The organism is Paraburkholderia sp. USG1 (assembly GCF_031570135.1).
Lineage (GTDB): Bacteria > Pseudomonadota > Gammaproteobacteria > Burkholderiales > Burkholderiaceae > Paraburkholderia > Paraburkholderia dioscoreae.
On the sequence record NZ_JAMWXW010000017.1, the window covers coordinates 77,693 to 98,440 of the forward strand.

A 20,748-nucleotide genomic window follows, 5' to 3' on the forward strand; every position below is an offset into this window, starting at 1 on the left:
TTGCAGGCGTTACCGGCTTTATCGATCCAACACCAAGTCCAACACTTACAGCGGCGACAAGGCCGTTGACCGAGTGCGAGGCGTCGTTTTTGCAAGCGTCTTCGGCAGCGGCGATAACTCGCTGTCCAGCAGGCGTGAGAGCGGCTCAGCACCGTCGAACGCTTCCGGCGGCATGGGATCCGCAGAATCCGGCGCCGTCGTCACAGCGGACCGGCCAAGGCCGTCCTCCTTGATCCACTGTTCGCCGAGCAGGCTGTTCGGCGTCTGGCTGAAATGCTCGACCAGATGGTCGATGAACGTGCGCACCTTCGCCGGCAAATGGCGCCGGCTCGGATACGCAATGTTGATCTCGACCTGCGGCAGCCGGTAGTCGCCGAGCAGACGCACGAGCCTGCCGCGCGTCATGTCGCGGCCAATCAGATAGCTCGGCAGGATCGCGATGCCCATGCCGAGCAGCGCAAACTGACGCAGCATTTCGGTGTTGTTCGCGACGATCACGTTCGACGGACGCACGCGCACCTCGCCTTCCGGGCCAGTGAACACACGCTCGTCGCCCCAATATTCGGAAGGCAGGCTCAGGCACGGATGCTCGAGCAGATGCTCCGGACGCGTGGGCATGCCGTGCTTCTCCAGATACGCCGGCGTGGCGCACACCGTCATGCAGCCGGTGGTAAGACGCCGTGTGACGATGCTTGCGCTGCGCATTTGCCGCGCGATCACCACGCCCACGTCGAAGCCTTCTTCGACCAGATCGACCTGGCGGTCAACCAGCGTGACGTCGGGAATGACTTTCGGATAACGCTCCGCGTACGTCTGAAGCACGGGCGCGAGATTGTGCAACCCGAACACGACCGGCGCGACGATTCGCAACGTGCCGACGGGTTCGTGATTGCGCGCCACCACCATCTGCTCGACGTCTTCCAGTTCGTCGAGAATCTGGCGCGCGCGCTCAAGATACACCTGGCCGGATTCGGTCAGAGACAAGCTGCGAGTGGTGCGATTGAGCAGTCGCGTACCAAGACGGCCTTCGAGGTCGGCAACGTGACGGGTGGCAACTGCGTTGGAAATATCCATCGCGCTCGCAGCGCGGGCAAAACTGCCGAGATCCGCCACTTTGACGAAAACTCGCATCGACTGCAAATGATCCATAGGACAACTCCTGCCGTGTTACTGCTTCCTGACAATTGGTGAAAACCAGTGAAGCTAACTTGGAATTCTCCTACGACTCGCGAAATCGTGTGTAAGTTGCCCGCCAAAGCGGAAATATTGTCAATATTTGTGCGACTGTGTGGCGTAACATGGGGTACGACCACCAATTGTTCCGCAAAAAGAAACAATCTGCCGCAACGCAGCTTGCAGAACCTTTTTTGCTCGAACAGAGGTGAGGGTCGCGCGGGCGTTGCGGAATCGGAAAAAATCGCCGCGTGGCGCCCAAAAAAGAAAAACCGCCCGAAGGCGGCTTTTTATGCGAAGTGAATACTCACCTGATCAGGCGGCAAGTTTTCCTTCCAGCGCGCGTTTGGCCTGGGTTAGCGCCGGCGGCAAGCCGTGCTGCAATGTGTCAAACAGCTCGGCGTGCAGCGCGAGCTCGTCGCGCCAGGCGGCGTCGTCTACGGAAATCACCTGCTCAAACTGCTCGCGGCTGAAGTTCAGCCCGCTCCAGTCAATGTCTTCATAGTGCGGCGACACGCCGAATGCATGTTCCTCACCTTGAGCGGAGCCTTCGACCCGGCCGACCATCCAGCTCAGCACCCGCATGTTTTCGCCGAAGCCCGGCCAGACGAACTTGCCGTCCGCGCCCTTGCGGAACCAGTTGACGCAGAAGATTTTCGGCAGCTTCGCACCGAGTTGCGCCAGACGCTCACCCGTCTTCAGCCAATGGCCGAAGTAGTCGCTCATGTTGTAGCCGCAGAACGGCAGCATCGCGAACGGGTCGCGGCGCACCACGCCCTGCTGGCCGGCGGCGGCGGCGGTGGTCTCCGAGCCCATAGTGGCCGCCATGTAGACGCCTTCCACCCAGTTGCGCGCTTCGGTGACGAGCGGCACGGTGGTGGAACGGCGCCCGCCGAAGATGAAAGCGTCGATCGCTACGCCCGCCGGGTTTTCCCAGTCGGCGTCGATAGACGGGCATTGCGAGGCCGGCGCCGTAAAGCGCGCGTTCGGGTGCGCCGCCTTGCGGCCGCTTTCCTTCGCGCCGGCCGGCGTCCAGTCCTTGCCCTGCCAGTCGATCAGGTGCGCCGGCGGTTCATCCGTCATGCCTTCCCACCAGACGTCGCCATCGTCGGTCAGCGCGACGTTCGTGAAGATCACGTTTTCCTTCAACGTGGCCATTGCGTTGAAGTTGGTCTTTTCGCTCGTGCCCGGCGCCACGCCGAAGTAGCCGGCTTCCGGATTGATCGCGTACAGGCGGCCGTCCTTGCCCGGTTTGATCCACGCGATATCGTCGCCGATCGTGGAGATTTTCCAGCCGTTCAGGCCTTCCGGCGGAATCAGCATCGCAAAATTGGTCTTGCCGCACGCCGACGGAAACGCCGCCGCGACATGATGCTTGCGTCCTTCCGGCGAAGTCACGCCGAGAATCAGCATGTGCTCGGCCAGCCAGCCTTCGTCGCGGCCCATAGTCGACGCGATGCGCAGCGCGAAACACTTCTTGCCGAGCAGCGCATTGCCACCATAGCCCGAGCCGTAGCTCCAGATTTCGCGCGCTTCAGGAAAGTGGACGATGTATTTGGTTGTGTTGCACGGCCACGGCACGTCTTTCTCACCCGCCGCGAGCGGCGCGCCTACCGAGTGGACGCACGGCACGAACTCGCCGTCTTCGCCCAGCACGTCGCATACCTTTCGGCCCATGCGCGTCATGATGCGCATGTTGGTGACAACGTAGGGGCTATCGCTCAATTCCACGCCAATGTGCGCGATCGGCGAACCGAGCGGCCCCATCGAAAACGGCACCACATACATGGTGCGGCCGCGCATGGCGCCGTCGAACAGGCCATCGAGGGTCGAGCGCATCTCGGCCGGCGCGACCCAGTTGTTGGTGGGGCCCGCGTCCTCGCGTCGCTGCGAGCAGATGAAGGTGCGATCTTCGACGCGCGCCACGTCGGACGGGTCGGACCATGCCAGATAAGAGTTGGGACGCTTCACGGGGTTGAGTTTTTTGAGTGTGCCCGCTTCGACCATCTGCGCGCAAAGCCGGTCGTATTCCTCCTGCGAGCCGTCGCACCAGACGATTCTGTCCGGCTTGGTCATGGCAGCGACGCGCTGCACCCAGTCGACCAGTTTTCGGTTTTTGACCCACGCGGGCGCCTCGATAGTGGGCTGCCCTTCGAATGAGGGATGGTTCATCGACTTGTCTCCGTTTTGAAAGCAATAAAAAAACGGTACAAGCCCAGCGACGCTGCATGCGAGAGGCGTTCAATTCTTCACGCCGGGGTTCCAGCCACCCGACGCGCGATTGTGCAGGTCATTCCGGGCCACACAGCCTGTTGAACGGAGAGTCCAGCCGACGGGGCTTCTGCAACCGTCTGTAAAGCGGCTTGCCTCAACACGCAACAAACTGTTAAAAACGATGTCAATCGGCCTTGCCGTGCGCTTCCGTTCATTCTGTGCGGTAGCTGCTACGGTAAGGCATTCAGCCAGACCGGCATGTGACCTGGGTCACATGGTGGGACAGTCAGCATAACATTCCGTTCCGCACCACCAAGGTGCGGCGCAAGACACATACCATGAAGATTGCCATCCTCGACGATTACCAGGACGCCGTTCGCAAGCTCGACTGCTTTCAATTGCTGGCCGACCATGAGGTCAAGGTTTTCAACAACACCGTCCGCGGTCTCGGCCAACTGGCAAGCCGCCTTTCCGAAGTCGATGCTCTCGTCCTGATTCGCGAACGCACGCGCATCACCTCACAACTGCTCGACAAATTGCCGCGTTTGCGCATGATCAGCCAAACCGGCAAGGTCTCGAGCCACATCGATCTGGCGGCTTGTACCGAGCGCGGCATTGCCGTGCTGGAAGGCACCGGTTCACCGTTCGCGCCCGCCGAGTTGACGTGGGCTCTCATCATGGCGGCCCAACGGCGGATTCCGCAATACGTAGCAAACCTTAAGCAGGGAGCCTGGCAGCAGTCTGGCCTGAAGACGTCCGCGCTGCCGCCGAATTTCGGCTTGGGCCAGGTGTTGCGAGGGCAGACGCTCGGGATTTGGGGTTACGGCAAGATCGGTCAACTGCTCGCCGGATACGGCAAGGCATTCGGCATGAACGTGCTGATCTGGGGTCGCGAGCATTCGCGCGAAGCTGCTCGCGCCGACGGTTACGGCGTGGCGGAGAGCCGCGAGGCATTGTTCGAGCAGAGCGACGTGCTGTCGCTACATTTGCGCCTGCACGACGACACGCGCGGCATCGTCAAACAGGAAGACCTGATGCGGATGAAGCCCACCGCGCTGCTCGTGAATACGAGCCGGGCCGAATTGCTCGACGAGAACGCGCTGGTGAATGCACTGTCGCACAATCGCCCGGGGATGGTCGCCATCGATGTCTATGAAAGCGAGCCGATTCTGCAGGGCTACAGCCTGCTGCGTATGGAAAACGTGATCTGCACGCCGCATATCGGCTATGTGGAACGGGAGAGCTACGAGCAGTACTTCACCGCCGCGTTCAATAACATTCTGGCTTTCGATGCTGGCGATTCGGCCAGCGTGGCTAATCCGGAAGCGTTGCAGGGCGGCCGCCGGCGCTAAGCGCCCGGCTCTTTCTTTGGCGAGCGAGTTTCTGCGGGCGCGCCGCTCGTCACCGTGAGGATTCGCACCGCCGGTGCGCAGTTCAGCGCGCCGCTTCGTGCGCGCCGGCTTCCAGCAGATCGGGCATGCGTTCGAGGAAGGTCTCGCCATCGGCGCGGCCGAGGTTGTAAGCGTGAACCATCTGCGAGGGACTTGTGTAATCCCAGCTGGAAATCGGCACTTTGCGCGACGGCTGCACATAGAGCCGTTGCTGTACACCGTGCGGCACGACGAACATCTGCGGACGCGGATAGAGGCGCGTGACCATTACCAGCACGTAGCCCGGCGCCTCGGCGTCGAGCGCGCCGACCGGTACGTTGTCGACCATCCCGCCGTCCAGCACCGGCCGGCCGTTGCGCCGCAGAACCGGCGTGAAGGGCGGCGTACTCGACGATTGCAGGATCAGATCCGCCAGATCCTCGACGTTCGCGCAGTCCTGCGCGCGCACGAACTCGGGATGAAAGCCGAGCGTCTGACCGAGCGTGGGATGCAGCGTCTTGCGCACGTACTTTTCGATGTTGTACGCGATCAGGCCGGCGGCCACCGCGCTGCGCGCACCGAGCCAGCGCGGCAGATGTGACACGCCGATGCGGATTTCCGGCGCGTCGGCGAGCGTTGAAAACTTCTCGCCGTAGATGTCGAGCAGTGCCTGACGGTAGATGCGGTAATGCGGAAACACTGACTCTCTACGCAGCAGGTTGCCCCAGTAGGCGTTGCGGGTGTTGTGACGCAGAGCGTCCTCGTAATAACGCATTACCCAGTCGGAATCGCGCGTGTAGAGCATGCACGCGGTGGCGGCGCCGGCCGAAATGCCGGTGATTACGCGCGGCCGGATCCGCAACTCCGGCTGCACTACATCCCAGAAACCCGCCTGCCACCAGCAGCGATTGCCGCCGCCGGCGAATACGACCTGATCGAACATCCTGATTTTTCCTCTAATGCGGGTCTCTGGCCCGTCGTTCTAGTCGAGCAGTGCGTAGGTCGTGGTGGCGTGGACGGCCATGTTGCCGGATTCGTCGAAGAGTTCGACCTCACCGAACACCAGGTTGCGGCCCATGCGCAGCACCCGGGCGGTGATCAGTACATCGCCCTTGCGCACCGTGCGCATGAAATTGATGTTGAGCGAGACCGTGCTCATCGGCTTGAAGCCGCCGAGCGCGGCCGAAATAGCGACGATCATCGCCGTGTCTGCTGCAGCCATGAAGACCTGGCCGCAGATCACGCCGCCCGCATGACGCAGTCCGCCCGAAAACGGCAGTCGCAGCGTGGCGCTTTCTTCATCGACCTTGACCGGCGTCAGCGTGAGGGCACGGACCCACGGCGCGAGGATGCGGTCGAGCAATTCGATAATCTCTTTGTCATCCATGGCAATCCCCGGTCGAAAACCGCGCGAGAGTTCGCGCAGCAAGGCGTCCGCGACATGATACCGGGACGATACAGGCAGCGCTTTTTTCACGACAGAGCGCGTACCGAGGAACGCCTCGAGGCCGTCGATGCAAATTTTTTTAAGAAATCTGCTAAGGGGACTTGGCAAGTCCGAAAAATTTCTGCATAATTTCGCTTCTGTTGGGGGCGTTAGCTCAGTTGGTAGAGCAGCGGACTCTTAATCCGTAGGTCGAGTGTTCGAGTCACTCACGCCCCACCAAAGAATTCAAGGGCTTAGCGAATGCTAAGCCCTTTTTCTTTGCCCGAAATCCGGCAAAGGTTCAACAAAGGTTCAACGGCCCAAAAATACCCCTTCAAAGGGTCAACGGGTTCAACCAAACCCGCATCCTGACTCCCGCCTTTCGGACACGCACATGTCCTGCCCGCTTGCTCCTATCTGGCGCGCGAGTCAATAGCTGTCCATCCGCGTCCAGTGCCGCCTATTTAAGGCCACTTACATTAGCCCCCCCGTTAATTAAGTCAGGCGTCCATTGTTTAATTAGCATCCGACGGCGATAATCCGCCCATGACTGATGAAACGACGACACATTCCCGACTCGGTCGCTTTGTGCAGACTACCGTCGGCGGGGAGACCATACGTGCCTTCGTCCCGCCACGCCTGCCTCCCGAACCGCCCATCGATGTCATGAGCCTGCTGGACAAGCTAAGTCTTGCCGAGCGCGCGCTGGGGCGACTGGACGGCATCACAATGCTTCTCCCCCGCCAAGAGCTCTTCCTCTACATGTACGTACGTAAGGAAGCCGTTTTGTCGTCGCAGATCGAAGGTACGCAGTCCACCCTAACGGATCTTCTGCGCTTCGAGACTGAGGCGCAGGCTGGTCAACCGGTCGACGATATCCGCGAAGTCTCGAACTACGTGGACGCGATGATGTACGGTCTGGACAGGCTGCGTGATCTACCCCTGTCACTTCGCCTGATTCGCGAGATGCACGCCCGCCTGTTGCAAGGTGGTCGTGGCGGGACCAAGAGCCCAGGGGAATTCAGGAGATCACAGAACTGGATTGGCGGTACCCGCCCGGGAAATGCGCTGTACGTGCCCCCACCAGTCAACGAATTGAGCCACTGCCTGGATGCGCTCGAAAAATTTATGCACGATGAAGGCACACGTCTACCCGCACTTATCAGGGCCGGACTCCTCCATGTACAGTTCGAGACCATTCATCCGTTCCTTGATGGCAATGGCCGGATCGGTCGCCTGCTTGTTACTCTTTACCTCAACGTCCACGGGGTGTTGCGGTCCCCGCTGCTATATCTCAGCCTGTATCTCAAGACACATCGCGCGGATTACTACCGGCTCCTTCAGGAAGTTCGCGAACGCGGGGCCTGGGAACCTTGGCTCGAGTTTTTCCTCACCGGCGTTGCGGAAACGGCTAATCAGGCATTCGAAGCCGCTACACGGATCGTCAGCCTGTTCAAGGAAGATCGGGAACGCATCACGACCGAAAGCGACCGTGCGGGATCGGCGCTACGCGTTCATGATCTCCTGCAGGAAAATCCGTTCCTTACCGCAAACATTCTCGTTGATCGTACGGGGCTATCGGCCCCGACCATCAACGCTGCACTTGCCGATCTCGAGCGGCTTGGCGTTGTGGAGGAAGTGACCGGTCGGCGACGCGGGCGCGTGTTCGGTTATCGCCGGTATCTCGCCATTCTCGGCGAGGGTACTGATCCCCTCCCCGCGCCCAACGCGACCGCCGACTAGGTCGCCCTGCGGCCAAACTGGCTACACAAGCTTGGGCTTCGGTCGCTGGCGTCTGCGGCCCCTTTCGTAATAGGTCGGCGATCTTGATCAGTTCCTCGCCTTCTGCCTCCACGGCGACGATGCTCGTGGAATGACGCGTCGCCGTGACCTTCGCATACTGGAAAAGAAGCTCGAAGGCCTCGATTGCCATCAGCCCCTTTTTTCCGGGGGACACCTCAAATGGCAGCTAGCTAAGTAGGCTGTCGCCGCCGCGGGCGACGGGATCAATTGTCACGGACGGAATAACAGTTGTGCGGGCTTGATCTTGACACTGATCGCGGCCGACGGGCAGCCAGCCAGCGCGACCAGCGCCGGGCACGCCAGCAGCAGGAGTGCGCTGCGGAACCGCGGGCAGGAAGGCCGCGCGGCTGACTCCGGCAGTGACAATCGGGACATAGCGCAGAACAGGCGACAAAGGCGAGTTGGGACGCATGGCCCTTGGTGAAGCGCGCCCATGATGGTGCCCTCTGGATTGCTTTTCGTGCGGCTTCGCACTACGCATCTAGGCGTTTGCGGCACGCATCTGCGGGCAAGCTATCTGGGGTGATTGCCCGCGCCCGTGCGTCCACGCACGGGCGGCACCGGAGCAGTACACCCCGGTACGCCTTTCAGCGGCGGGTTTGTGCCACCCTGTAGTGATCGATTTTCAAAGTGCGGCTGGCGCCACAGTCGTGCTACTACGTGGCAACGTTTGTGCGACTGACGTCGGGCCAGATGTCGCACGTGTCCCAGCCCGGCCAGTTCCAGACGTTCATCATCCGGACAGCGGAGACGTTCAAACGGCTGGCCGCTGCCGAAACGGGCCGTTCTTAGTTGGCTACCCACACCTCCTGACGGCGCCTCATGCCCTTCCCTTTATTGATCTTCCGCCACCGCTCGGGTATCCGGGAAACTCGTGTAGCCGGTCAGGTAGTAACAGTTCGCCCCCGCTTTTCGCTTCCGAAAGCCTGCCCCCGAACCGGGATCGATCCGGGCCAGAAATTGTGTAGCCACCAGGAGTGCATTCGCTGCGGGAATGTTGCGTTCAGAAACGCCGGTTTTTTCAAAAATCGTCTCGAACGCGGCCTCCGAGTACAGGTGACTCCGGTCGCGGATGAACGCGTAGTAGTAGTAGAGCTTGAGCGCGTCCAGCTCGCACCGGCTGCGAAGGTGCATCTGTACCAGCGGTCGGAAACTGTCGCCACCGCCGGAAACCAGCGCTTTCCCGGGCAGCTTGGCAAATTGCCTGTGTGACGATCCAAGCAGCGCATAGTCACTCGCCCTGGCGTTTCCCAGACGTTCGATCATCCGTTTCTCGACGAGGACCGACAGCCCGTTTGAGACCAGTTTTCTTGACAGCCCCGCCATCACCTCAAAATCGTCGTAGGTGAGATGTGCAACCGTATCCTCGGCGGGAGACAGCGAAGGATCGGCTGGCACCCTAGTCACCAGGTCTTTGAGCTGATGTTTTGCCTCGGAGGCGAGGTGACAGATGACGAAATACAGCATCAGCGCCGCCGTGCCCGCCGCCCTCTCCGTGCGCCACGTAAAGCTCTTGAGCCGTTCGTCCCCGCACCAATCGACGGGCATCTTTGACCACGGTTTCACCTTCATCCCTTGCTCCCATGCGTCACCATGAGTCCAATCACCACCAGCGCAATGATGATGGCGATGATCTGCAACAGCGGCATAAGGGCGGCGGACTTGTCCGCCAGGAGTTCAATGGATTCAGCAATCGTTTTGATTAGTTCGCTCATGGGAGCCTCAACCGGAACTGGGACACACAGCGAATTTTTAACTATCCCACAAACTTCTTTCTAGATGGAGGTGCACGCAATATACATTCGATTCCTTTATAAGTAGTTGAAATTAAAAAAATAATTCATATTTTATCTAGTTTATAGGCCCACCGAGTTAGTTCACGAACGCCCAGTTTTCCTCCGTCCGGGCCCGTTCCGGGGGCGTCAGCCCCCTTCAGGGCATGGACCCTGCCTCGCGCGCCCGAATGCCATGCATTCAGACTATTGACATGGTTATGCGATTGTGATAGTGTTCCCCCAATCCTTTCGAGACTGTCACTTCGCTGTGAGTCTCCAAGGGTGTCCGAGTGGTTTATGGTGCCAGCCTGCGAAGCTGGTACAGGTGAAAGCCTGTCGTGGGTTCGAATCCCATCCCTTCCGCAAAGGGCCCTGTCAAGTGAGCATTTTGTGTTCTCCTGACAGGGCCCTTTGCGGTTTACTCCTCCCGAACCTTCCATGTACGTGTCTTGGCCAGCCCGAATACCTCGAAAGTGCCGGCCGCGCAGTCGCGTTCCAGTTTTTCGATGTGCGTGAGGCGTATTCAGCCGAAAAACCCGCGCTCCGTGAGCGGCGAACCGGTAACATGAACCCGGACCTCCCGCTTTCCCGTGACGGTCGCATTCAGCAGCGTGAGCAGACTGCCGTCCTTGCTGAGGATACTGAAAATGAGCAATGCTAAACGCAAGGCCGAGGCGAGAGCCGAAGCGCTGCGCGTGGCCGGCGAAGAGCTGGGCATCGACACAGCGAGTGCGGACGATGAAGCGCTTGATCTGCTGCTAGATTGCGGCGCGGACCACCTGCGGGACTGGAACATCCCCGTCCCCGAGAATTGGCTGGGAGGCGCGAGCGCGTCGTAACACGACAGTGCATAGAACCCGGCTCACGCGAGCCGGTTTTTTTACGCTACCCTACTTTCCTTGACGTTGTGCGCCCCGTCCTATCGTTCGGTTAGCGGCGTGGCGGTCAATGGCTTAAAAATGCCGCATGTCGCGCAATCCGTTTACGCTGGTCGACGCCGACTGGCCCTTATACCCCATAAGCGCCGCTTTGGTCAGACGGGATCGAACGACCGTAACGGGTCGACCTCGGGCTGCCGCATCAGGTAGTAAGCCGACCACTTCGAGCCGTTCGCATCGGCAATTCGAAAGATTGTCACCATTGGCACATGTTGCGTACCTTCGCGTCCCCGGATACTGGATGCGGCAACGTGAACGGCATATCCGAACAGTCGGAAACACGCCTAAAAGCGAACAACGACGCGAGCGGCCGGTCGTTGCGCCCGTGTCCATGCCCAGCCCAGTCCATATAACATCGCGCCCATCGCGCCGACGAAGAAGCCGACCGGCCAGTCCGACACATACGACAGTGCGATGGCAACCCAGACGGTCACGAGCGAAAACACGACAGAAAGGAATACCGCAGGTCCTGGACGGCTACAGCACGACCGGGCGGCACACGCCGGCCCCACCATCAGACTGAACACCAGCAGGGCACCCACTACGGGCAATGCCATGGCTGTGGCGAGCGCCAGGATAGCGAGAAACGCGAATTCGACCCACTGGCTCGATACCCCCTGCGCCTCGATCAGTTCGGCCGACACCGAGCCGAGCAGCAGCGGACGGAACAGCAACGCGACGAGCACCAGACACGCCGCGCTGATCAGTGCGACTGCCAGCAGATCGCTGTCGCTCACGCCCAGTACTTCACCGAAGAGCAGCGCATAGACCGCCTGCGAGTACTCGGTTGTCGTGCTTAAAAATAGCGCGCCGAGACCCAGCAGCATCATAAGACACAGGGCTGTCGCCACCTCATGCCGGCCGCGGCGCCCCAGCCAGGCGATGCCCACGACACCAGCAGCAGCGGCCATGACCAGGCCCACGAGTGGATTGACGCCCAGCAGGCTCGCCGCCGCCGCGCCCGGAAACGTACCGAGCGGCAACGCATGCGCTGCGAACGACGCGCCCCTGACCACCACGAAGAAGCCAACGCAGCCCGCGACCACAGCCACGATCGTCGCCACGAGCCAGGTATTGATCATGAAGCTCGCGAACATCGTCAGACCTCCGCCTGTGAGGGCGCGCCGAACCCGGTGTTCACGTCCCGGCCGCGCCCGGTGTTCCGCGTCCACCAGCCAGCGGCGACATAGAACACAAAAATGAGTGTGACCACAAAGAAGCTCACCGGCCAGCCGTGGCCCGGCGTCCAGTAGTAGCTGTCCCAAGCGAGCAGGATGCCAAGCCAGGTCACGAGCAGCCCGATCAGCGCGGACAGGAGGACCGCCCATCCCGGGCGCTTCACCATGCGCAGCGCAATCGCTGCCGGTCCGATCAGCAGCGCGGTCGACAGGATGGCACCCACCGTAATGGCGGAGAGCGAAACCGCCAGTGCCAGGGCGAGCAGATGCAGCAGGCTCACGAGCCGTACATGGACGCCCTGGACAGCAGCGAGTTCGGGATCGACTGAACTTAGCAGCAACGGGCGGTAGAGCGCTGCAATCAGGATCAGCGAACCGGCCCCGACGGCAAGCGCCGGCGCGATGATTGACGCGGGAATGGCAAACATCGAACCGAACATCACCGTGATGGCGGCACCCGTCGTGCTGTGCGAGGTGACATCGAGATACAGGAAGAGCGCAGTCAGCCCCAGCCCCGCACCGAGCACGACGCCGGTCACGAGATCGCGCTCACGCGCCCGCCGGATCCGTACCAGCTCCATACCCGTGGCCGCCAGCACCGCCATGACGAGAAAACCCAGCAGCGGATTGACGCCCAGCAGGAACGATGCCGCGCCGCCTGCGCTACTCACATCCGCGAGCGCATGCCCGGCAAAGGACTGCCCCCGCATCACCGTAAAGACACCGATCACGGCCGACACGAGCGCCGCACCGCCGCCCACTACGATCGCCGTATGCACGGGACCGCTCGTCAGGAAACCTGGCCCGACAATCGATGTGAAGAAAATGTCCGCGACCGTCATGGAATCCGCGCCACATGAACGGGATCGTGCGGGTGCTGCGCACGGCTTTTATCCGGACTGCCCGCTGCGATGACGAGCACACGGCCATGCACCCGGACGACATCGATGTGGTAGCCGTACAGCCTGCCCAGCACCTCGCTGCGCACCACCTCCTGCGTGGACCCGCTCGCCGCATGTCCGTTGGCGAGATACACGATGCGGTCCATCACCGGCAGCAGCGGGTTCATGTCGTGAGCCGACAGCAGCACGGCAATCCCCTGTTCCACGCACAACCGGTGCAGCAGCCCGACAATGCCCGCGACGCTGCGCACGTCGAGGCTGGCAAGCGGCTCGTCAAGCAGCAGCAGGCGCGGTTTGCGAATCAGCGCATGTCCGATCAGTACCCGCTGCTGCTGGCCACCGGAGAGGTCGCCCATACGCTGGTCGGCGAAGGACTGGGCCTCCACCGCCTGCAGTGTTGACTCGACTGCCTCGCGGCGCCTGCGCGAAGGCAGCGGCAGCCCGATACGTCGCCCGTCAAGGCCCAGGGCAACCAGGTCGCGGGCCCGCAGCGGCAGGTACGGGTCCAGCACGATCTGCTGCGGCACATAGCCGATGGATGCCCGACCGCCCGCTCCGTTGATGCGGATACGGCCCGCATCGGGCTTCTGGAATCCGAGGATCGTGCGCAGGAGGGTCGTCTTGCCCGATCCATTCGACCCGATCAGCCCGCAGAACTGGCCCGCCTCCATGGTAAAACCCACGCCATGCAGAACGGTATGCCCGGGGAACGAGACACTCACACCCTCGACAACCAGCACCTCACTCCCGTGACACATGCCGTTATTTCCCTGCGTGCAGCACTTCGGTCGACCCCTTGCCTGTCACAGCCCTGTCGAGGGCGTTGACCTCAGCCACCATCCACGACTGGTACGTGAAGCCCGGTGTCGGCATGGTCTCGTAGACACCCACGACCGGGATGCCATTCTTCTTCGCCAGCGCAAGGAACGACTGCGTGAGTGCATCCGTGACCTGCTGGTTATAGACGAACACCTTCACCTTGTGGTCCGTGAACAGGGCGTTCTGCTTCGTCACGTCCTGCGGCGACGGGTCGGTGCCGTTCATGATGGCCGCCTGCATGCTGTAGGGCGTCTGGATGTCGATGCCTGCCGCCTCCAGCATGTAGTCCGCAACGGGCTCCGTCACGGCAACGGGAGTACCCGCGTGATGGGCCTTGAACGCAGCAATCGCCGCAAGCCAGGGCTTGAGCGACGCATCGAACTTCTTCGCGTTGGCCTGGAAGTAGCCCGCCTGCGCTGGATCCAGCGCGGCAAGGTCCGCCGCAATCTCCTTTGCGACGGCCGGCATCGTCTTCGGGTCGTACCACAGATGCGGGTTCGGCGTGCTGTCGGACAGACCGAGCAGGTGCTGGACGTCGATCACCTTGCGTCTGGCATTCGGTGCCGCTGCGATGATCTTGTCGGCCCAGGCGTCGTATCCGACGCCGTTCTTGACCACAAGGTCAGCGGACGCGATTTCGCCTGCTACCTTCGGGTTGACCTCGAACGTATGCGGATCGGTGTTCGGATCCGTCTCGATCGCCGTCACCTGGACGTACTGGCCACCAATCTGCGAAATGACATCCGCATATTCGTTCTCGACGCCGATCGCCTTGATCACGGCCGGGGCCGCCGACGCCGTGTTGACACAGCCAAGAAGTACGGCTGCAGCGATCACCGCGTGGGAAAGGGCCGGTATCCGGGCCTTCGCCGCAGTCGCGTGCAACAGGTGACGCCGGGTCATATTCGCATCGATCTCGTGGTTTTCTTTCATCTGGTTTTCCTTTCGTCAGGGGTTATGGCCACCTAAATGAAATGATATAACATTACATATACAGAGAACACTTTTTAACTCTCACGAGTCCAGGAGCTACCATGCAAGCCCCCGCCGAACTGTCGCGTATCCCCGTCACCATCCTCACCGGTTTCCTGGGTGCCGGCAAAACCACCCTGCTCAACCGGATTCTTACCGAGCACCATGGTGGCCGGGTTGCCGTCATCGAGAACGAATTCGGCGAAGCCGGCATCGACAACGAACTGCTGGTCCAGGACGGCAACGAGCAGATCATCGAGATGAACAACGGCTGCATCTGCTGCACCGTGCGCGGCGACCTCGTGCGGATCCTCTCGACGCTTGCGGCCCGGCGGGACGCGGGTGAACTCGGCTTCGACCGTGTGATTGTGGAGACCACGGGTCTTGCCGATCCCGCACCCGTTGCCCAGACTTTCTTCGCCGACGAGGCCGTGCAGGAGCGGTACCTGCTCGACGCCATCGTCACCGTCGTTGACGCCCGCCACGGTGCCGACCAGCTCGACGAGCATCATGAAGCCCAGGAACAGGTCGGGTTCGCCGACCGTATCCTGGTCTCGAAAGCGGACCTCGCCGGCGAAGCCCAAACCCAGGCGCTGATGCAGCGGCTGCGACAGATGAACCCGCGCGCGCCCATCCGCGAGTCACACTTTGGCAAGACCGATCTCACCCAGCTGCTGGACACCCGCAGTTTCGACCTCGATGCGATCGTCGAGATCGAGCCGGACTTCCTGCAGGACGTTTCGCACACGCACGATGACGACGTGACGTCGTTCGTCTACCGCAACACCGCGCCGCTCGACCAGGAAAAACTCGAAGCCTTCTTCAGCACCATCGTGACGATCTACGGTACGTCGATGCTGCGCTACAAGGGCGTGCTGAACGTCGCGGGGGCCGACCGGCGCCTTGTCTTCCAGGGCGTCCACATGATCTTCGGCGCCGACCTGGGCACACCGTGGCGGGCGGACGAGCGCCGCGAAACGAAGATCGTTTTCATCGGCAAACAGCTCCCGGTAGAAGTCTTCAAGGCGGGGCTCGACGGTTGCGTGTAGATCGGACGGCTCGCCGGGAGACCGGTGGTCCATCGGTCATGCGGGTAGCGTGCCAGCCAACAGACCTTAAGCCCGCGCACTCCGTATCAGCGAGACGAGGCATGCGCCACAGGGGAGCGAGGTGATGATACTGATCCGCAAACCGTCAAGGGCGGCCAGCATGCGCATCCTGATATCTCGCCAGACCGGCCGCGCACCGTCCGTCGGGCAGCTTCCCAAGGCCGGGATGCCTTCGTCGGTTTCGCTCCACGTCCCGTTGGCCGTCCGAACGATGACCCGAAGTCGCTGCGCGGGTCAGGGCTCCGAAAAAGTTGTCCACCAGGTCTTATTTCGGGATGCAGTCTGAACGGATCGCTGAGCTCGGCCGTGTCGTCCAACGCTGAATAGGCCCACTATCGTTTACAGCTTTCATCATATAGATGTAAACGTAGTAGCAGTTAACAAGGCCGCCTTTATTATGTGGAAAACCGCGAATAATCGCTGTGAATCAAGGTTTTAGGAACTTTAGAACTCTGAGGATTCTTTGGGAACATCGAACATGAGCCAAGGATAAGTTTACGGGGCGCAGAACAAACGACAGGTTATGCAGATTCCGCCCACAGTTAGCCAAGGTGATGTACAGGAGTTAGCCACAACCATCTGTGGATAACCTCCACGTCCTGTCGACTGATTGCCGGCATGGTTTCCGCTGAGAAAGATGGTGTGTGGTCATCGCTACACGTTGACGTCCTGGTCGCGCCTGCCGTCATCAGTCAGACCCAAGCCACCCTTGCTGTCAACGGGGTGGCTCACGCGACGAGACGCACGGATGCCGGACCTTCCTGGCGGCGACGACGCAGGCTCGGGACGGAAGGCGTTTCACCCGGCAGGTGATGAGGACTGTGCCGATCCTGCGACATGAGCACGTCATGAGCGCAGACCGCCGTCCTGACTTCGTGCAGCCACGGCAAGGACGGATTGCCTGTAGGATGCACGTATGGAAAAGCACGACGGCGAGCTACGAGGTGGGGAGTGGACTTACCGAGCTGAAACAAATTAATCAAAAGTCCGCGCTTCGAAAGACACGCGATCGTGCGGATTCTATGGGGCAGCGCTTGCGCTGCCCCGTTTCGCACATCGTGAGATTTTCAGCGAGCCGTGACCGGAGTGAAAATGACTGACACGTCCAGATCCCGGTGCGCGCCGTTCGCATCATTTACCTGGTGCAGAATCTGTAGCGGCTGACCAACGCGGTCCAGCACGCTAGAGCCGTCAGAATCACTCGCCCATGACGCCTCGGAGATATTCCCGCACTTGCCCGAGTTGAAGTCGTGATACCCGAGGAGCTTGCTTGCGGCAACGTCCTGCTCGAACCCGACCTGACCGTTCTTCGAGTACAGCAACGGTGTGATCTTCACCACAACTCCGTCGTGGATGTCGCGAGGTGCGGGGTTCAGCGTGCAGGGGCCATCATACTTCATCGATTTATGGACACCGGATAGATTACTGAATGTCGCCGTTTGCCGAATATCTACATCCTTTTCCTGCGTGAACGACCCGTAGAACGAAGACGTAACCTTGACGGTCACGTGAACCTGCTGGTCGGTCGATTCAGCAGGATTCGACGACTGCTGCGCAAAGGCTGCGACGGGAGGAAGCGCGGCAAGAGCTACTGCCGAAAACAGAAATTTCACAAGCACCTCACTATCTGGGTTTTCGATGAACTGCATACCGGTTTACGACAGTATTACTTCCAGATTTAGGCATATTCGGTAAAAAATGGCGCGTGGGTTATTAAAAATATATACGTAACGCATATCGAAATGATGATAACCAGCGAGAATACCGTCGAGAATTTTTGTGTGTAGGGAAAAGGAAATGCGCAAAGATTTCCCAAAGGTGAACCTGCTTTGCCGACCAGACACCAAGATTCATTTACTTTGGGAACTTCCAAAAGGACAGAAAATGACGGCTCGGAAATTCGAGTGGATGGCATCGGCGCAAAATCACTGTCCTTGCCATGATTAAATGCTATGCCGTCTTTGTCGACCGAGCGTAGCTATCAATGTTCCGTCGGACTGCTGCGTGTGCTTTCCGCGGCACCATCGCTGCGTGAGTTGATAATCCGCCCCGCAAGTGCGCCCGCACTCATAGCAGACGCCAACAGGGACTGGCATGTGGGACGCTACTGCCGTCCCATCGCAGTAACACCTATCGACAATTTTCATATGCTAATGCCGCCCGAAACCCGGCTTCGCAATATCGTCACGATGTTTGTTTATGGGCGATCCTTCCTGCTGCGGCACGAGCCAGACGCGACCGCGGCATGCTGACCGGTGCGAAAGCATGTTGGCACGTCTTCTCAATCAGGAGAGAGGCGTGTGTTTTGTTCGCTCTCGCCAGCAACTCCACTTCCTGCTTGCGCTGAAATAACTGGGCACCGGCACTTCGGCGAAGCAGCGCGTGGACGACCTGGATTATGAGCGTGCCGCAGCTTTGTGACCATATTCGGCAAGGCACCTGGGACCTCGCCGGGTCGCTACATGGCGGACAGACGCATGTGGGGCCCGTGACTGAAACTAACAACCTCTCACTAGCGCACATATCCGGCGGACGAATGTAGAACGCCGCGCCTGAACAACCTGTTGAGGGGCTCGGAGAAATATCGGAAGACGATTTGGGCGACAAGTGCGGCGGCGGCCAGATAAAACACCAGCCAGAGCGGCTTCGCATACAGCCCGACGTACTGGCGCGTTACGTATTCATGCAAGATGCCGAGCACGACAATGTGGAGCAGTTGAAGCTCATAGCTGCGCTGTCCGAACCAGCGGATTCGAAAGGCCGACGGCTTCGCGTTCGACTTCCAAATTACCTGTGCTCGGCGATATGTATCGATCAGGCTCGGGTCTTTGCCGCAAAAATCGAAATTCCCGATGCACCCTACCGTCGAAGACACAATGCCGTCATGCCCGTCTTTCCAGGCGGGCGAGCGCGATGGTTCCGGCGATCATCAGCACAGCCGCCAGCGCGAAGCCAAGCATTGGGGTGGCGGCTGTCCATACCGTGCCGACGATCGCGCTTGAAACGAATTTTGTCGTACCGTTCACGGTGCCGAGCGCACCATAGCTGATGGCGAGCGTATCGGGCTGGACCATTTCCGCAGTGACCGTCGATTCCAGCGCTTCCTGCACGGCGACATACAGCCCGGCGACCAGAAAAATACCTGCCAGCAAAGGCACGCTGTCGATGTGCCACCAGAACGCGAGCGCCATCAGCGCTGCCGTGAGCGCGCCCAGCACGTACCCCGCAACCAGCACGGGGAGATGGCCGGTCCGGTCGGCTGCCACGCCCACCGGATACGAGACCGCAACCTGAACGACATTGCGCCACACGTAAAGCAGGCCCGCCACCTGTGCGGCCTCGATCGTGCCGAGTCTCGGTGTGAGCAGGGTCGTCGCGGCCAGAATCAGCAGGCTGTGGGAGAAATCGCCGATGCCGAAAATGCCAACGGCCCCGAGATAGCGCCTGAACCGCCGTGGCAAGGTGCGCAGCGAGCTGAAAAATCTGAGCGCCGGATTCGACGAACGCTCTGGGTCCCTGACCAGTGTCAGAAACGCCAGCACGGCCAGCACGCCTGGAATCACCGAGGCCCACAGGGCCAGACGGAACGGGCCTGTGGCGCCGAGCCAGGGCAATGCCTTTGCCCAGCCCAGCAACGCGACGCCGAGCAACGGGCCGAGCACGGCACCGATCGTATCGGCCGCCCGGTGAAAGCCGAACGCCCGGCCGCGCGTTGCCGGCGACACGGCCTGAATCACGATCGCATCGCGCAGCGGGCCGCGCAGTCCCTTGCCAAACCACGACACGATGCGTCCAAGCAGCAGCAAGGGCCAGCCCGCCGCCAGCGCGATCAGCACCTGTCCGACCGGTGTCAGGCCATAGCCGAGCAAAACCAGCAGCTTGCGATGCCCCAGCCGGTCGGCGATGTAGCCCGAGACCATCTTCGTGAATGCGGCCACGGCATCGGCAATGCCTTCGATGATGCCCAGCATGGCGGCTGGAACGCCGAGTACGGCCAGAAAGCCGGGCAGGATAACAGTCGTTGTCTCATAGCAGAAATCGCCAAGCGCACTCGTAATCCCCGCGCCCGCCACGGTGCGGTTAAGCCAATTTTTTGGCGACTCGGCGGGTACTGCAGTCGCAGCGACTTCGTTGTTTTCACTCATGTCGTGATCCCTTCTCTTCGCCTGTTCGCTACCGACACGTGGAGTCAGCGGCATCAGATACGGTAGGTGGCGATCCTGGCGGTCGTGGCCCTCGTGCCTGCCCATGACTACAACTCGAATGTCGCGAGCACGGGGTAATGGTCGGAGGCCGTGTCGGTGATGCTGTTGCGGATGACCTGATAACTGCGGGCCTTCGCGGCGAGCCCGCTGGACGCCAGCAGGTAGTCGCAGCGCATGGTGGCGAACTCGGCATCGCGGTAGGCCGCTGTGGGAACCGTCGGGACACCGGCCGCGTCCAGTTCCTGGCCGAGGTCGACCCAGCCGGCCGCTTCCAGATGCGCGAGCACGCTGCGGTCGATGCCCTGCAGGTCGTCGGCCACATAGCGGGCACGGTGGTGCGGCGCAAGTGCGGCCCAGTCCTCCGGCTCGGAGTCATGCGGCGAAGCGGAATTGAAGTCACCCGTGACGAGCGTCAGTCGCTCGGGGGCAGCATGGACAGCCAGATAGGCGGCTTCCCGGCGGCGAATCTCCGGCCCGTTCGGGCACAGATGGGCGCTGATGAAGGTGACGGGCAGTTCGCTGCCGGGGACCGCGACCCGCAGTGTCGCGAGCGTGTGATGGAAGTTTGCACCGTCGGCCTCGAAGCCCAACGGGCGCAGCGGCTCGCGAATGAAGATGGCGATGTTCTGGCCAGTGCGCGGTGCAACAGCCAGAAAGCCGCGCATGGCAATCTGCTGTTCGAGCGCGTGGAGCCACGCACCGCCGTTCGCATCGAAGCCCTTTGCTTCCTGCATCAGGAAGACGTCGGGCCGAAGATCGTTGATCAGCCCGACCTGAGCCTGCGCGCGGCGATCATCGCCGCCGTCGCGGCCGGCGAACAGGGTGTTGTAGGTAAGAACGGTCAATGTGGTCATGGCGAGCCTG

At 60.9% G+C, this 20,748-nt stretch carries 18 protein-coding genes and 2 tRNA genes; 6 read left to right on the forward strand and 14 right to left on the reverse strand.

What is annotated here, in order from left to right; translation table 11 throughout:
* Positions 1-45: 45 nt before the first annotated feature.
* On the reverse strand, positions 46-1,149 hold the full coding sequence (locus NE850_RS22480; protein WP_007179719.1) for a LysR family transcriptional regulator: 1,104 nt from the start codon (positions 1,147-1,149) through the stop codon (positions 46-48).
* Between the two features lie 339 nt (positions 1,150-1,488).
* Entirely contained in the window at positions 1,489-3,345 is a 1,857-nt protein-coding gene (locus NE850_RS22485; RefSeq protein ID WP_310699424.1) for a phosphoenolpyruvate carboxykinase (GTP), read from the reverse strand.
* Between the two features lie 380 nt (positions 3,346-3,725).
* Here NE850_RS22485 and NE850_RS22490 point away from each other — a divergent pair, with 380 nt between their 5' ends.
* Positions 3,726-4,739 carry a D-2-hydroxyacid dehydrogenase family protein gene (locus tag NE850_RS22490; protein WP_035518441.1) on the forward strand — a complete coding sequence of 338 codons (1,014 nt, stop codon included), beginning with the start codon at positions 3,726-3,728 and terminating at the stop codon, positions 4,737-4,739.
* Between the two features lie 82 nt (positions 4,740-4,821).
* Here NE850_RS22490 and NE850_RS22495 read toward each other — a convergent pair whose 3' ends face one another.
* Both NE850_RS22495 and NE850_RS22500 read right to left on the reverse strand, forming a co-directional pair.
* Positions 4,822-5,700: a patatin-like phospholipase family protein gene (locus tag NE850_RS22495; RefSeq protein ID WP_007179722.1), complete on the reverse strand. Its 879-nt coding sequence runs from the start codon at positions 5,698-5,700 to the stop codon at positions 4,822-4,824.
* 39 nt (positions 5,701-5,739) lie between these two features.
* Positions 5,740-6,144 carry a PaaI family thioesterase gene (locus NE850_RS22500; protein ID WP_007179723.1) on the reverse strand — a complete coding sequence of 135 codons (405 nt, stop codon included), beginning with the start codon at positions 6,142-6,144 and terminating at the stop codon, positions 5,740-5,742.
* 203 nt (positions 6,145-6,347) lie between these two features.
* On the opposite strand from NE850_RS22500, the gene NE850_RS22505 reads away from it, so the two are divergent.
* Together NE850_RS22505 and NE850_RS22510 are read left to right on the forward strand one after the other, a co-directional pair.
* A tRNA-Lys gene (locus NE850_RS22505) sits at positions 6,348-6,423 on the forward strand.
* 306 nt (positions 6,424-6,729) lie between these two features.
* Positions 6,730-7,926, forward strand: a complete 1,197-nt coding sequence (locus NE850_RS22510) for a Fic family protein (RefSeq protein WP_106352133.1) — start codon at positions 6,730-6,732, stop codon at positions 7,924-7,926.
* A gap of 894 nt (positions 7,927-8,820) precedes the next feature.
* Here the strand turns inward: NE850_RS22510 and NE850_RS22515 are convergent.
* Both NE850_RS22515 and NE850_RS22520 read right to left on the reverse strand, forming a co-directional pair.
* Positions 8,821-9,558, reverse strand: coding sequence for a hypothetical protein (locus tag NE850_RS22515; RefSeq protein WP_012431368.1), 738 nt, complete (start codon positions 9,556-9,558; stop codon positions 8,821-8,823).
* A complete protein-coding gene (locus NE850_RS22520; RefSeq protein WP_012431367.1) occupies positions 9,555-9,701 on the reverse strand; it encodes a hypothetical protein in 147 nt (48 codons plus the stop codon). The genes NE850_RS22515 and NE850_RS22520 overlap by 4 nt, the downstream gene beginning before the upstream one ends.
* A 338-nt stretch (positions 9,702-10,039) precedes the next feature.
* Here NE850_RS22520 and NE850_RS22525 point away from each other — a divergent pair.
* Together NE850_RS22525 and NE850_RS22530 are read left to right on the forward strand one after the other, a co-directional pair.
* Positions 10,040-10,124, forward strand: a tRNA-Arg gene (locus NE850_RS22525).
* Between the two features lie 284 nt (positions 10,125-10,408).
* Positions 10,409-10,600, forward strand: coding sequence for a hypothetical protein (locus NE850_RS22530; protein WP_012431366.1), 192 nt, complete (start codon positions 10,409-10,411; stop codon positions 10,598-10,600).
* A gap of 383 nt (positions 10,601-10,983) precedes the next feature.
* Here the strand turns inward: NE850_RS22530 and NE850_RS22535 are convergent, their stop codons facing one another.
* From NE850_RS22535 to NE850_RS22550, 4 genes are read right to left on the reverse strand one after another with little or no spacing between them, the layout of a single operon-like run.
* Positions 10,984-11,796: a metal ABC transporter permease gene (locus tag NE850_RS22535; protein WP_012431365.1), complete on the reverse strand. Its 813-nt coding sequence runs from the start codon at positions 11,794-11,796 to the stop codon at positions 10,984-10,986.
* A 2-nt stretch (positions 11,797-11,798) separates the two neighbouring features.
* On the reverse strand, positions 11,799-12,719 hold the full coding sequence (locus NE850_RS22540; protein WP_012431364.1) for a metal ABC transporter permease: 921 nt from the start codon (positions 12,717-12,719) through the stop codon (positions 11,799-11,801).
* Positions 12,716-13,519, reverse strand: coding sequence for a metal ABC transporter ATP-binding protein (locus tag NE850_RS22545; RefSeq protein ID WP_223274387.1), 804 nt, complete (start codon positions 13,517-13,519; stop codon positions 12,716-12,718). The genes NE850_RS22540 and NE850_RS22545 overlap by 4 nt, the downstream gene beginning before the upstream one ends.
* Positions 13,520-13,541: 22 nt before the next feature.
* A complete protein-coding gene (locus NE850_RS22550; protein WP_012431362.1) occupies positions 13,542-14,531 on the reverse strand; it encodes a metal ABC transporter solute-binding protein, Zn/Mn family in 990 nt (329 codons plus the stop codon).
* Between the two features lie 101 nt (positions 14,532-14,632).
* Between NE850_RS22550 and NE850_RS22555 the strand changes: the two genes are divergently transcribed.
* Positions 14,633-15,619 carry a GTP-binding protein gene (locus tag NE850_RS22555; protein WP_012431361.1) on the forward strand — a complete coding sequence of 329 codons (987 nt, stop codon included), beginning with the start codon at positions 14,633-14,635 and terminating at the stop codon, positions 15,617-15,619.
* Between the two features lie 1,127 nt (positions 15,620-16,746).
* Here the strand turns inward: NE850_RS22555 and NE850_RS22560 are convergent.
* The 4 genes from NE850_RS22560 to NE850_RS22575 form a co-directional block, all read right to left on the reverse strand.
* On the reverse strand, positions 16,747-17,328 hold the full coding sequence (locus NE850_RS22560; protein ID WP_012431360.1) for a hypothetical protein: 582 nt from the start codon (positions 17,326-17,328) through the stop codon (positions 16,747-16,749).
* Between the two features lie 863 nt (positions 17,329-18,191).
* A complete protein-coding gene (locus NE850_RS22565; protein ID WP_039364538.1) occupies positions 18,192-18,554 on the reverse strand; it encodes a hypothetical protein in 363 nt (120 codons plus the stop codon).
* A 7-nt stretch (positions 18,555-18,561) separates the two neighbouring features.
* Positions 18,562-19,824, reverse strand: coding sequence for an MFS transporter (locus NE850_RS22570; RefSeq protein WP_039364540.1), 1,263 nt, complete (start codon positions 19,822-19,824; stop codon positions 18,562-18,564).
* Between the two features lie 107 nt (positions 19,825-19,931).
* Positions 19,932-20,738 carry an endonuclease/exonuclease/phosphatase family protein gene (locus NE850_RS22575; protein ID WP_012431358.1) on the reverse strand — a complete coding sequence of 269 codons (807 nt, stop codon included), beginning with the start codon at positions 20,736-20,738 and terminating at the stop codon, positions 19,932-19,934.
* Positions 20,739-20,748: the final 10 nt, after the last annotated feature.